The 13,977-nt window shown below is 46.6% G+C and carries 12 protein-coding genes; all 12 read left to right on the forward strand.

Annotation, left to right across the window (positions count from 1 at the left end; genetic code table 11):
- Positions 1-40: 40 nt before the first annotated feature.
- Positions 41-895 carry a DMT family transporter gene (locus tag ACKKE8_RS14730; protein WP_409178784.1) on the forward strand — a complete coding sequence of 285 codons (855 nt, stop codon included), beginning with the start codon at positions 41-43 and terminating at the stop codon, positions 893-895.
- A 101-nt stretch (positions 896-996) separates the two neighbouring features.
- Positions 997-1,881, forward strand: coding sequence for a YitT family protein (locus tag ACKKE8_RS14735; protein WP_409179120.1), 885 nt, complete (start codon positions 997-999; stop codon positions 1,879-1,881).
- 159 nt (positions 1,882-2,040) lie between these two features.
- On the forward strand, positions 2,041-2,832 hold the full coding sequence (locus tag ACKKE8_RS14740; protein WP_409178785.1) for an IclR family transcriptional regulator: 792 nt from the start codon (positions 2,041-2,043) through the stop codon (positions 2,830-2,832).
- The gene (locus ACKKE8_RS14745) at positions 2,832-3,785 is read left to right on the forward strand and encodes an ABC transporter ATP-binding protein (RefSeq protein WP_409178786.1); all 954 of its coding nucleotides are present in this window, start codon (positions 2,832-2,834) and stop codon (positions 3,783-3,785) included. Before ACKKE8_RS14740 ends, ACKKE8_RS14745 begins: the two co-directional genes overlap by 1 nt.
- A 20-nt stretch (positions 3,786-3,805) precedes the next feature.
- Positions 3,806-4,792 (forward strand): ABC transporter ATP-binding protein, encoded by a 987-nt coding sequence (locus ACKKE8_RS14750; protein WP_409178787.1) that lies wholly within the window; start codon positions 3,806-3,808, stop codon positions 4,790-4,792.
- Between the two features lie 68 nt (positions 4,793-4,860).
- Complete coding sequence (locus ACKKE8_RS14755; protein WP_409178788.1) at positions 4,861-6,441, forward strand: ABC transporter substrate-binding protein; 1,581 nt, start codon at positions 4,861-4,863, stop codon at positions 6,439-6,441.
- 70 nt (positions 6,442-6,511) lie between these two features.
- Positions 6,512-7,447, forward strand: coding sequence for a nickel ABC transporter permease (gene nikB, locus ACKKE8_RS14760; protein WP_048032782.1), 936 nt, complete (start codon positions 6,512-6,514; stop codon positions 7,445-7,447).
- Complete coding sequence (locus ACKKE8_RS14765) at positions 7,444-8,355, forward strand: ABC transporter permease (protein ID WP_409178789.1); 912 nt, start codon at positions 7,444-7,446, stop codon at positions 8,353-8,355. The genes nikB and ACKKE8_RS14765 overlap by 4 nt, the downstream gene beginning before the upstream one ends.
- 12 nt (positions 8,356-8,367) lie before the next feature.
- Complete coding sequence (locus ACKKE8_RS14770; protein WP_409178790.1) at positions 8,368-11,568, forward strand: M14 family metallopeptidase; 3,201 nt, start codon at positions 8,368-8,370, stop codon at positions 11,566-11,568.
- Positions 11,540-12,187, forward strand: coding sequence for a pyroglutamyl-peptidase I (pcp, locus tag ACKKE8_RS14775; RefSeq protein ID WP_409178791.1), 648 nt, complete (start codon positions 11,540-11,542; stop codon positions 12,185-12,187). The genes ACKKE8_RS14770 and pcp overlap by 29 nt, the downstream gene beginning before the upstream one ends.
- 31 nt (positions 12,188-12,218) lie before the next feature.
- Positions 12,219-12,968, forward strand: a complete 750-nt coding sequence (pxpB, locus tag ACKKE8_RS14780) for a 5-oxoprolinase subunit PxpB (RefSeq protein WP_409179121.1) — start codon at positions 12,219-12,221, stop codon at positions 12,966-12,968.
- A complete protein-coding gene (locus ACKKE8_RS14785) occupies positions 12,969-13,976 on the forward strand; it encodes a biotin-dependent carboxyltransferase family protein (protein WP_409178792.1) in 1,008 nt (335 codons plus the stop codon).
- The last annotated feature ends 1 nt before the right edge of the window (position 13,977 follow it).

Below are 13,977 nucleotides of genomic sequence, written 5' to 3' on the forward strand. Positions count from 1 at the left end.
TTTAGTTGTATTTGCACAACAAGAGAGAGAAGGGGCACACATGCTATCGATTTCGATTCTGCTCGTACTATCGTCTGGCCTTGCGCACGCAGTCTGGAACCTGTTCACGAAAAAGAGCGAGAACAAAATGGCATTTCTTTGGTTGATTACATTGCCAACAACCGTGATCCTCTTGCCTGTTCTCATTTGGGAATGGATGCACGCACAACTAACATGGTCTTTGGTTCTTTTTCTGTTTATGTCCTTTTTCTTTCAAGGATGTTATACCTTATTGATTTCAAAGGCGTATACGTACGGGGATATCTCACAGGTTTACCCCATCATGAGGGGGACGGGGACGCTTCTCATTCCGTTTTTTAGCGCCATTTTCTTTCATGAGTATTTATCTGTACCGGGATGGCTGGGGGTCATTTGCATCGTAATCGGAGTCTTCGCCATTAGTGGGATGATTGGCACAGATCGTCAGGCTCAACCAGTGAATCCGCTCGCCCTGCGATACGCATTTGCTGTTGGACTTTGCATAACAGGGTACACGTTAACTGACAAGCAAATCGTTCAACAATTATCTCCATTCGCTTTATTGGAAATAACGAACTTTGCCTGTCTGATTGTCGCCGGGGGATTCGTTTGGAAGAAGGGACTCATCCGCCGTGAGTGGCAAAAAAACTGGCGAACAATTGTACTCGGTGCCGTTCTGTCACCAGGCTCGTATTTGTTGTTTTTGTTTGCCATGACATTGGCACCACTGGCAGCTATTGCGCCCATTCGTGAGGTAAGTACGGTTTTTGGAACGCTGCTCGGGGTCTTCTTGTTAAAGGAGCGACAACGCGTATGGCGTCTGTCCATGTCTTTGATGATCACGATTGGCATTATTTCCATTGCCGTTTGGGGCTAAAGGATGATGAAGAGTCGGCTGGGAGAAATCCTGGCTGGCTATTTTTTTTGCTACCAGGGAAAGATGAAGTGGTAAGAAAAAAACGGCTAAGGATGATCAAAATGGATGCAAAAGTAATTGCTCCGATCACTCATAAGCGGACGAAAAAAAGAAGGATCGCACTGAGAGCACTCGGAATCACCATTGGAGCTTTGTTGGTGGCAGTCGGACTGGAAATCTTTCTGGTTCCCAACAACATCATTGACGGTGGTGTAACGGGTGTATCTATTATGGCCTCAAAGCTGACAGGAGGCCCACTCGGATTATTTTTATTCCTGCTGAACTTGCCCTTTTTACTTATTGGCTACAAGCAAATTGGCAAGACATTTGCCATCTCTACGCTGTTCGGTGTCGTCGTGATGTCGTTGGGGACGAGCTACCTCCATCATGTTCCTAGCTTGACGGACGATTTGCTTCTCTCTGCCGTTTTTGGTGGGATCATCATCGGAATCGGTGTGGGACTTGTCATTCGCGCGGGCGGTTCCTTGGATGGAACGGAAATTGTTGCGATCCTGATGACGAGGAAAAGTCCGTTTTCGGTCGGCGAAATGGTCATGTTTTTTAACATTTTTATTTTAGGCAGTGCTGGCTTCATTTTTGGGTGGGACCGGGCTATGTACTCGTTAATTGCTTACTATATCGCTTATAAAATGATCGATATTACCATGGTCGGGCTCGAGCAATCAAGATCAGTATGGATCATCAGTGATTTTCCAGACGAAATTGGCGATGCGTTAACGGCGAGACTGGGGCGGGGAATTACCTATTTGAATGGGGAAGGTGGCTACTCCGGAGACGTCAAAAAAGTCATCTTCTGTGTCATCACCCGATTGGAAGAAGCGAAGCTGAAATCCATCGTGGAGGAAATCGATTCCTCAGCATTTTTGGCAATCGGTCATATTCACGATGTTTCTGGTGGACGGTTTAAGAAAAAGAATATTCACTAAAACCTTACGTACAAATTACCCCTGAGCCAGTTGGTAGAACGACCTGATTGCTAAGGGGTAAAAATGTATTGACGAAAATAACTGAATTCATTTAATATTGTGTCATGCCAAAATACAAAATAATGTTCCGTATTTTGGGACAATTAAATGGTGATGAAAATGGACAAAACAGAAAAAACGGCAAACCGAAGTGTGTTAAAAACGCTAGAGTTTCTTGAATATTTTATCCAAAACAGTGAATTAAGCCTGGCTGAGCTTGTCGAGCTGTCAGATATGCCGAAGAGTACGGTGTTTCGGATTCTTCAGACGCTCGAAATGCGGGGCTTTGTCTCCAAAACGACCACTTATAATCCGCCTAAATACCAATTGGGATTAAAGCTGCTGGAGTTTGGGAACATTGTTGCCCAACGGCTGGAGATCAGGAAAATCGCGCTCCCGTATATGCAGCAGCTGCGGGATATGGTGGATGAGGCAGTCAACTTGATTATTCGTGATCAAGACGAAGGGGTTTACATCGAAAAAGTCGATACCCGCCAGTATGTTCGTGTATATACGCAGGTAGGTAGAAAATCACCGTTGTACGCAGGGGCATGCCCGCGCATTTTACTCTCATTTCTGCCGGATCATGAGATCGAAGAATTGTTGAACCGGGTAGACATGAAGAAAATCTCACCAGACACAAATATAGACAAAGATCTGCTATGGCAATGGATTCACGATGCACGTGAAAACGGCTATACGGTAAGCTACGGTGAATTGGAGCCGGATTCCGCAGCAATTGCTGTACCGATTCGAGATTTTACGGGACAAGTAATAGCTGGACTCAGCTTGGCTGGAGCTACATCACGCTTTCAGCAAGATCGATTGGGGTATTTGGTACAAGAGACAAAAGCAGTAGCGAATGAAATCATGAGCAAGCTGGGATATTCAGATGCAAAGGCGGGACTTTGATGCTGGAAATCAAAAATCTTCAGACGAGATTCCGAACCGATAATGGAGAAATTACCGTTTTGGATGGAGTTAGTTTTCAAATCAACAAAGGTGAGACGATTGGAGTAGTAGGGGAGTCGGGTTGTGGGAAAAGTGTCACCTCTCTATCCATCATGGGGCTTCTGCCGAGAACCGCACGAATCACCGGAGGAGAGATCCTGTACAACGGTGAAAATCTGGTTGCCTTTTCCAAGGATCAGATGAGGAAGGTGCGAGGAAAAGAGATCGCGATGATTTTTCAAGAACCGATGACCTCACTCAATCCGGTTTATACAATCGGGGCGCAGATCATGGAGCTTGTCTTGAATCATACAAGTATGAACAAAAAACAAGCCAAAGAGCATGCGATCCAAATGCTGAAGCTGGTCGGGATTCCGAGAGCGGAAGAAATCGTTGACGAGTATCCACATCAGCTATCTGGCGGGATGAGGCAGCGTGTGATGATCGCGATGGCGATGTCCTGTAATCCATCTCTATTGGTTGCAGATGAGCCTACGACCGCACTAGACGTGACCATTCAGGCGCAGATTCTTGACCTGATGAGAGAGCTACAGCAGAAGAGCGAGATGACCATCATGCTGATCACGCACGATCTTGGTGTGGTAGCAGAGATGTGTGATCGGGTGGTCGTCATGTATGCAGGGCAAGTCGTCGAGGAAGCCGAGGTAGAAAAGCTATTTGCTACTCCAAAGCATCCGTACACGGTTGGTTTGTTGGGCTCGATCCCCGATATGGACACAGAGCAGGAGTACTTGTTTACGATTGGCGGGACCGTTCCGAGTCCAGGTCAGATGCCCGCAGGATGCCGTTTTGCTGAACGCTGCCAGAAGGCTTTTGACAAATGCTACGAGCAAGCTCCACCGTTATTCGATCTGAATGATGGTACAAAAAGCAGATGCTGGCTGTATGAGTAAGCGGAAAGGACGTGAATCTTTTGGAAAAATCAGAATGCAATCCCTTACTTGAGGTAAGAGGGTTAAAAAAATACTTTCCGATTCGCAGTGGATTATTGAAGAAGGTAACGAATCACGTCAAAGCTGTTGACGATCTCTCTTTTACCGTTGCAACGGGGGAGACGCTCGGAATTGTAGGTGAATCCGGTTGCGGGAAGTCAACCACAGGCAGAGCCATTCTACGATTGCTCGAGCCTACGGGTGGCGAAGTGATTTTTCAAGGAGAGAATTTAGCGGCACTTTCCCCAAATGAGATGAGGATGAAGCGAAAGGATTTGCAAATCATTTTCCAAGACCCGTTCGCATCCCTCAATCCGCGAATGACGGTCGGGGAGATCATTGAAGAGCCGATGATCATATTCGAACTGTATGAAACGTCAAAAGAACGCAAGGAAAAAGTAGCGGAATTGATGCAGGTTGTCGGTCTGAAATCGGAAAATTCGGAACGTTTTCCTCATGAGTTTAGTGGTGGTCAGCGACAGCGGATCGGCATTGCACGAGCGCTAGCGCTTAATCCTAAGCTGATTGTGGCAGATGAGCCAGTATCTGCGCTCGATGTATCGATTCAATCCCAGGTATTGAACCTGATGAGAGATTTGCAAAAGCAATACGGACTCACTTACATATTCATCTCTCACAACTTGAGCGTCGTGAAGCATTTTTGCGACAGGATCGGCGTGATGTATTTGGGACGGATGGTTGAGCTGGCACCCAAAAATGCGCTATATGAAGAGCCGCTGCATCCTTATACGCGCTCATTACTGTCCGCAGTTCCGATTGCCAAGCCAAAAATGAAGCGTGAGCGCATCATCTTGACTGGAGATGTACCGAGTCCTGCGAATCCTCCGAGTGGCTGCACGTTTCATACGCGTTGTCCGGATTGTATGGAAATTTGCAAAACGGACAAGCCCGAATTTCAATCGATGGGCGATGGTCGATATGTTGCCTGTCATTTGTATAACCAATAGGAACAAATGACAGCTATCATATTTTTTTCAACATGAATTCCAGAACGAAAAGAAAAGGGGGACTTGTTTTGAAAAAGAAGGTAGGTATCACCGCTTGCTCCGCATTACTCGTGCTAGCTGCTGCTTTGGGCGGATGTTCGAGTAAGCCGGCTGACACTAGCACACAGGCAAATCCGCAACCTAAGACAGAAGCGCAAGCTCCGGCAAAAAATGAACTCACACTTGGTGTGAATGGAGATCCGCACTCTTGGGATCCGATTGATACGTTTTTGCTTGATTGGAGTACTGTAGCAACATCTGTATTTGAAGGCTTAGTCGAGCGTAGCACTGACTTGAAAATTCAGCCAGGACTCGCTGAATCGTGGGAGTTCAAGGATGACAAGACACTTCAATTTAAACTTCGTCAAGGAGTTACCTTCCACAACGGCGAGCCATTCAATGCGGAAGCAGTGAAATTTACATTTGATCGCCTGCTTGGTGAAGAAGGGAAAAAAGGACCACAGCAAGCGAACTATGCTTCGATTGACCGTGTAGAAGTGGTAGACGAGTTTACAGTCAACATGATTCTCAAGGAAAAAGATCCTGTGCTCATTACAAAGCTGGCAGGTTATGGCGCTGTGATCGTTCCGCCTAAGTATTACAAGGAAAAAGGGGACGAGCACTTTAACACGCATCCAGTAGGTACGGGTCCTTTCAAAATGGATAGCTATGAAAAAGATAGCAAGGCTGTACTGGTGAAAAATGAAAGCTATTGGAAGCAAGGTCAACCGAAGCTAGAAAAAGTAACGTTCCGTTTTATTCCAGAAGCGACTACACGTCTAGCTGAAATGCAAACAGGTGCCATCGACGTTATGAAAAAAGTCGAGATTAGCCAAACAGATTCCATCAAGGGCATGTCTGATCTTGAACTGATGCAAGTCGGGTCCCCAACCGTTTATTCGATTCGTTTCAATACATCGATGAAGCCAGTTGACAATGTAAAAGTCCGTGAAGCGATTGCTTACGCGATTGATGCAGACTTGATTATCGAAACGCTGCTCGGCGGATATGGTAAGCGCGTCAATTCATTCCAAAGCGATATGTCTTTCGGCTATGATCCTAACCTGCCATTACGAAATTATGATCCAGAAAAAGCAAAACAACTGCTCGCAGAAGCAGGTGTGAAGGAAGGAACTGAGCTTGATCTCTTCCTCCCTGGTTCCGATGCTACGTTTAAAGAGGTAGCACAAGCGATCGAAATGCAATTAGGCCAAGTCGGTCTCAAGGTGAAGCTGAATCTGGTGGACAGCTCCACATTTACTTCTGACCTCATTCCGAACGGAAAAGCAGGACATATGTACCGGAATGGCTGGGGTGGATGGACGCTCGACTTTGATAATACTGCCTATTTGATGTATCACAAAGGCGAGTTCTGGAACCCTGATTTCTATGACGAAAAAGTAGAGGAGCTCTTGAAAGCAGAACGCTCCACGTTTGACCAAGAAAAGCGTCTGGCAGCATTTAAAGAGCTGAATCAACGTCTGTATGAGTTAGTCCCAGATGTACCGCTTTATCAAACGATTAACCTGTGGGCTGTAAACAAACGAGTAAAAGGTTTCCAACCTCCGGCAGATGAACGTATCGATTTGCGCGACGTATCGGTTGAATAAGGAATGTTTTGAACAGGGGAGTAGAAGATGTCTCTTCTATTCCCTCCACTTTTGATAAAGGAGGAGCAGGATGGCAGCCTTTTTAATTAGACGTCTACTACATAGTGTTTTTGTCGTTCTTGCTATTACTCTTGTCATTTTTGTCCTGGTGCGAATGACTGGTGACCCAGTATCGATCATGTTTCAAGCAGGTGAGCCTACCAAAGAGGCGATTACTGAGCTTCGGAAAAATCTCGGTCTGGACGAGCCCGTTCATGTACAGTTCGGGCTTTATTTAAAAGATATGTTTACCGGTAACTTTGGCACCTCTTTCCGAACGGGTGAGAGCGTGATCGACATGATGAAGGAGAAGATGGGAGCAACTTTGCTGCTTGCCTTCGGGGGAATGTTTGTGGCCCTGTTGATTGCGATTCCAGTAGGTATCATTTCCGCTGTTTACAGAGGCAGCGTAGCTGACTTTTTCGGACGCATTTTTTCATTGCTAGGAATCTCTTTTCCTAACTTTTGGTTAGGGATTATGTTAATCATCATATTTGCCGTTAAGCTGGGATGGTTTCCTGCTTCTGGTTATGAAGGTCTGGAGTATTTGGTTCTGCCTTCCGTTGCACTCGGACTCATCTTGTCAGGAATTTTGGCTCGATTAGTTCGCTCTTCCATGCTGGAGGTAATGAATCAGCAATATATCAATACGGCCCGTTCCAAAGGGATCAAGGAATGGCTTGTTATCATCAAACATGGCTTACGAAACGCATTAATCCCAACGGTAACCTTTATTGGATTGCAATTTGGAACGTTGTTGGGCGGTACCGTGATTATTGAGCAAGTTTTTTCATGGCCAGGTATCGGGCGTATGCTGATTGATGCGATATCGCAACGTGACTTTCCAGTGATTCAAGGCTCTGTGATTATCTTGTCTTTTTTGATGATCTTCGTGAACTTGTTGGTTGATATCAGTTATGGCTTTATTGATCCACGTATTAGGCAGGGAGGAGGAAAAAGCGAATGACGACAGCGACAGTTACAAACAATCAGACCAATCCACCAATCAAAAAACGCGGAAAATGGAGCAAGATGGGCAGAAGATTCGTTCGAAATCCGTGGGCAATGACGGGGATGTTCTTGCTTATGCTTGCCGTCGTATCCGCACTTTTCGCACCGGTAATTGCGCCATCCACTCCTGATAAAGCTGATTTGCGTGCACGGTTGGTTGCTCCCTCGTGGATGGACGATACGGGGAAATCCGAGTATTTGCTAGGTACGGATCAGGTAGGACGTGACTTACTGAGCCGAATCATTTACGGAGCGCGAATATCGTTATTGGTTGGTGTCGTATCCGTACTGATTTCCTTAGTTATTGGGGTGATTCTGGGCCTTATCGCAGGCTTTTACGGGCGCTGGGTAGATGATCTGTTAATGCGCTTGGCAGATGTACAGCTGGCATTCCCTTTCATTTTGTTTGCGATTATCGTCATGACGGTCTTTGGGGCAGGTCTATGGAAACTCATACTTGTTCTGGGGATCAGTAACTGGGTAGGCTTTGCGCGACTGGTTCGAGGACAGGTCATGAGTGTAAAAGAAATGGAGTACGTCCAGGCTGCCAAAGCAATCGGGGCTACGAATTTGCGGATCATCAGAAAACATGTCCTGCCAAACGTTTCTTCTTCGATCATCGTATTGGCAACGTTAAATGTAGCCACTAACATTTTGTTGGAAGCATCGTTGACGTTTATTGGATTGGGTGTAGACCCTTCGATTCCTACATGGGGCGGCATGCTGGCAGACGGTCGCAACTATCTGGAGACGGCATGGTGGGTTGCTACTTTCCCTGGCATCGCCATTATGATTACGGTGTTTGGATTTAATCTGCTGGGCGATTGGCTGCGTGATGAGCTAGATCCAAATCTGCGCGTGTAAGGGGGCTAACCGATGAGAGGGCTAGGTGATATTTTTACAACGAAAGGGTTAGTTGCGGACCGAAACAATGACGGTGTAGCTGATGCATTGTCTGTTTCCTTCTGTTTTCAAAAGGGAATCGTCGTAGAAGGATTCATTGATTTTTGTGCCCGATTAGGCCTTGAAACAAGTGAGCTGGATCTGCCTTCCATTCGTATGGAAGATTCACCGATGGTTGCTAACAGCACGAAAAGCGGTGAGTGGCTTTGCACAGTATGTATCGAGCCATCCTTTGACGTGGATGATGCGTCATGTACTCTCGATCGAGGGAACAATCGAATTGCTTTCGTTGGTGGAAGCGAGGAGAGTCTTAGCCGATTACTGCGCTGGATGGCGGCATATTGGACAGATGCAGCACCTGCAACGACTTCACTCGGCGACATTGAAAGGATTAGTTGTTCTTTACATGAAGTTCAACTATATGTTTGTGCGGATGCTTCACCTGTTTGTCAGATTGCGATACCCCAGTATGCGCTGATGAGCTCGCACGAGGGAAGTCCTATCGTAGAGAGACCAACTCCACTTGATAGTCTGACAGAGCTTTGGACAACGGCAGGGTTCTATCAAGCGGGGCGTACGGATTTAACGAGTCGGACAGATGTATTCTTTACAGGGATCCATACTGCAGAGGCGGTTATGTCTGCCGCCCGCTTTGCAGCTCGGATTGGTCTAGCCTCGACCGGGATACATTTCCCGCTCACTGGAGAAGCAAATCGGATTGCGGAGCTCACTTTTTCCTTACACATGAATTGTGAAGCACCTCTAGCAAGTGTAGTGGTCGAAGTAATCCCAGATCCTAGAGAAAAGACAACAAGAGTCATCCAGCTTTCAGGGGGAGGACAAGCGATTGTTGCGGCGCTTGATTATTTCGGGACTGCCACTTCGCACCAACTCGGGGGGACTTTTGGTGCATGGGAACAATCAGACGAGCCAAAAGAGCAGGAATTCCCCCTATTTATAGAGAAAACATGGAAAGACCAGGGCGAACGAAATGAGATAGAACAGTTGTTTCATGAGCAGTTGATCGCGATTGCTAGTCAACAGGAGACGGCCGGGTGCTTATCCTCTCCGCTTGCGGTCACGGCGTTTTTGTCAGAACCAAAAGAGATTCGATGTGCGTTGGAGCGATGCTGGAAGAGCGCAATCACGGAGCTGCTTCCGGATAACGATAGTACGGTACATATTCACTCTGCTTTTAAACCAGGTTTGTGCTGGATAAAAGAAACGATTTTGCCGTCTCTTGTACTTACAGAGGAACGAGTAGAACGAATTTTGATCTCTTTCCAACGAGAAGAAAGAGAAGGCGGGATGGAGCTGTCTCATCGATGGCTTCAAGAATTATACCCGGTTGATCAGTTGTTGGAAAAAGAATTGGGCTTGTCCTTGTCGCAAGTATCATTCGTGATGGATGAGCACCTACCAACTACTTACCAAGTCGAGGCATGGGGAGTCGGGCTGGAGCACTTAGGTACATGGAATTTGGATGTACCTGTATCCGCAGTGCCGTATGCCGACGAGCAAAGTCGAGCTTATCCAACTACGTCAGGACTCTTCTTCTCCTATGGAACAACAAAAGAACAATTCTTGGTTCCTACGGATCGAGAGAGGTTTTGGCAATTCTATACGCAGCAATTTTTACCTGAGTTGACGGAAGAATTGTTATGTAAACAAAATGAACCGTATCAAGGAAACATTCCGCTCTTTCATTCGATAGAGGTAACCGTCACTATGAGTGAACAGGAAGAACGGCTAGACATAGACGAAGAAACAATATCGTCGTTAGAAGCGTTGCATGAAGATATTTATTTTTATACGCTGGACTACTATGCGTATTTGGGTGAAAGAAAAACGGGAGTGGCGTGGAATTCTCCTGGGGCGGTGCGACCATTTGTAAAGGTCAAACCAGCAAGCTCTCCAGTGGCAACCATTCGCGTAAAAGAATATAAAGAAGAACAAGCTTTCTCTATCAAAACGACTCATTTATACTTCGAGGCAGAGCAATCTGCTCCTGTAAAAGCACGCATCCTGAGAACGAACGAAAAGAGTACCAGCATCGAAGAACGGAAGCTTCCTTATCTACACCGAAACCATCATCCAGATATGGGCGAGTGGGCAGAGCTCGTTACACATCCGTCTGTACATATGTGGGAAGTAGAGAAATCGTTTGAAGGACGGCCGATTTTTGCAGTGGAGGTAACAGCACCCCAGATTTCCAAATACGTATCAACACACAAGCTCTCTCTGTATAAACCAACCATTTTGCTCGAAACCGGACATCATCCAAACGAGGTTTCCAGTATGCCTGCTGCACGTGAGCTGGTGGCAGAGCTCCTTGCCGAAAAAATGGATTGGCTTACTCGTTTCAATCTGGTCGTGATTCCATTTGCCAATCCGGATGGGGTCGCACTTCATCAAGAGCTCGTCAAAGATAATCCATTTTGGAAGCATCATGCTGCCCGTTATAATGCCGTTGGATTAGAATATACCAATCACCGTTTTCAGCCGAGTGTTTTTGGCGAATCACGGGTAGTTCCCCAACTGTTTTATCGCTGGTTGCCGGATGTGATCATCGATGATCACGGAATCCCTTCGCACGAATGGACACAACCATTCGCAGGGTACAATAGTCCGCCGAGATTCCCTGTATCTTATTGGATACCGATATCGCTCTTTTACGGAATTGGTCGCGAGATGGAGCGATCTGACTATCCTCATCATGCTGTCGCTCTTGATACGATTCAAAAGGCAGCCGAGGATGGGCTGAGACATAATCCACGCCTGTGGAACAAAAATAAACACTTTATTGAGCGCTATATTCGGTATGGACATAACTGGGAGCCCGCCATTTTCCCATTGCCTACTGATCAAGATTTCTTGTTTTATCGCTGGTCGACAAAGCCGAACAGAACCTCTCCTTCCTTACTCTCTCGTTTTCCTGAATGGGTGACGCTTGATTTAATAACGGAAGCGGCTGATGAGACGGTCGCGGGAGGAGCATTGCGAGATTGCATAGAAACACATAAGGTTTTCAATCGTGCTGTCATGGAGTGTGTGGCATCCAGCCCACGGCGAGTTTCGCGACAGTATGGACAAGACCATATTCGACTCTCACGAATGAGACCCATGCGGATCGGAGGAGACAATCATGAAGACCATTTTAGTAACAGGTTTTGATCCTTTTGGTGGAGAAACGGTTAACCCTGCTTGGGAATCGGTAAAAGAGCTGGGAAAAATCGAGTCTGATTTGTATAAAGTAGAGCTGCGCCAAATTCCTACGGTTTTTGAAAAATCTATTGAACATCTGTACGCAGCGATAGAAGAAACAAATCCGGACATCGTGTTATGTATCGGTCAAGCAGGTGGACGAGGAGATATTGCGGTTGAGCGTGTAGCGATTAACATCAATGATGCTCGAATCCCGGATAATGAAGGAAATCAGCCGATTGATACAGCGATCAGGGAAAACGGTCCTACTGGCTACTGGTCTACATTGCCAATCAAAGCGATTGTACATGAGTTAAAACAACAAGGAATTCCAACTTCCATATCGCAGACGGCGGGTACATATGTGTGCAACCATCTTTTTTATGGATTGATGCATTACCTTGCTGAGAAAAAAGTTTCCGTACGCGGAGGGTTCATCCATATCCCTTATCTGCCTGAACAGGCAGCAAGGCAAGCAGGGCAGCCAAGCATGGCGTTAGAAACAATTGTAAAAGGCTTGCGATTGGCAATCGAGACGACCATATCTAATGATCGGGATATTGTCATGGAAGGCGGACAAATTAGCTGAGCAGGAGGAGAAAACCTCCTCACGTCAATCCATGTGGCAGTGCCGATATTCGAAAATGGAGGGAAAAACGTTGCCTGGATATGAATTCTCTCCTCTTGGGGACTCGGGTGTCATGGTCAAACTAGGAGAGGTTATCGATCAACAGACCCATAAGAAGGTCATCCTATTCTCTGAATACCTACAGGAGCATCCGTTCCCCGGGATGATCGAATCTGTACCTGGCTTTACGACTGTTACAGTCTATTACGATCCGATTACTCTTTTCGATCCACTTGATGATATTTTGCCATACGATCGTGCCGTTGCTATTCTTGAGCAAATGTCGCAGCAAATCTCCAACACTCACTCTACAGAGTACAGACTGGTAGAAATCCCGGTTTGTTATGGCGGGAGCTTTGGTCCAGATCTGGAGGTAGTCGCCAAACAAAATGGTCTTAGTATAGAGGAAGTGATTTCGATCCATTCGACAACAGAGTACCTGGTGTACATGATCGGATTTGCTCCCGGTTTTCCGTATCTCGGTGGAATGGATGAGCGATTGGCCACGCCGCGACGTTCCTCGCCACGACTATCTATTCCGATGGGTAGTGTAGGGATTGGAGGATTGCAAACAGGTATTTATTCGATAGAGAGCCCAGGTGGGTGGCAAATTATCGGAAGAACACCACTGAGCTTATTTCAGGCAGGTGAAAGTTCTCCAAGTCTCTTGTGCGCTGGTGATAAAGTTCGCTTCCGTCCTATCTCCGAGTGGGAATACGATAACGGGGAGAAGGTGTACTAAGTGAGTATAGAGGTGATTACGCCAGGACTTTGCACGACCGTTCAAGATACAGGTAGATTGGGCTTTCAGCAGTATGGGGTCAGCGTAAGTGGGGTGATGGACAAGCAAGCTCTACAGATTGCGAACATGTTAGTTGGCAATCAACAATCGGATGCTGTTCTGGAGCTGACGATGAGAGGTCCAAGCTTATTGTTTCATAAAGACATGCTAATAGCTATTTGTGGTGGTGACTTCAAAGTCACGATCAATGATAGAGCCGTCTTGCCCAATCGAGCCGTCTGGATCAGGGGTGGAAGCATCTTGAAGTTTGGTCTGGCCAAGGAAGGCTGTCGCGCCTATCTCGCAGTCGCAGGCGGATGGGATGTGCCACTTGTGATGGGAAGTCGTAGTACGAATCTCCGTGGAAGCTTTGGAGGCTTAGCGGGTAGAATGCTTGCGGCAGGAGACAAGCTAGTTCAAAGCTCTCCAGGTTCATTCAGCCAATTTCTCGCTAACCAATTGGAAAAAAAGGCAGGAGCAGCTCCCTTCTACCAAGCGAATTGGTTTATTCCTTCTAGTACGCTTGTAAAAAATGGAGAAGCGGTTGTACGGGTGATACGAGGCGAGCAATTCGCAGATTTTTCGGAAGAGAGTCGTCAAAGTTTTTTCGAACAAACCTTTCAAGTGTCTACTCAATCAGACAGGATGGGGTATCGTTTAACAGGACCAGCACTCGAACTTACGCAGCCAATGGAACTGATCTCGGCTGCGGTCACCATTGGTACGATACAGGTTCCGCCAAACGGTCAACCTATAATTCTGATGGCAGACAGACAAACCATTGGCGGTTATCCGAAGATAGGCTATGTGCCAGCTATAGATTTGCCGATCGTCGCCCAGTTGCGGCCAGGCGAAAAGATTCGCTTTCAAGAGATTTCTCTGCGTGATGCTCAAAAGGCGCTTATCGAGAGGGATTCATTGATGAAGGCGATCAAGCTTGGTATAGAAGTAACCGTGGGATGGAGGTAAA

Source organism: Brevibacillus fortis (assembly GCF_046196545.1).
GTDB lineage: Bacteria > Bacillota > Bacilli > Brevibacillales > Brevibacillaceae > Brevibacillus > Brevibacillus fortis_A.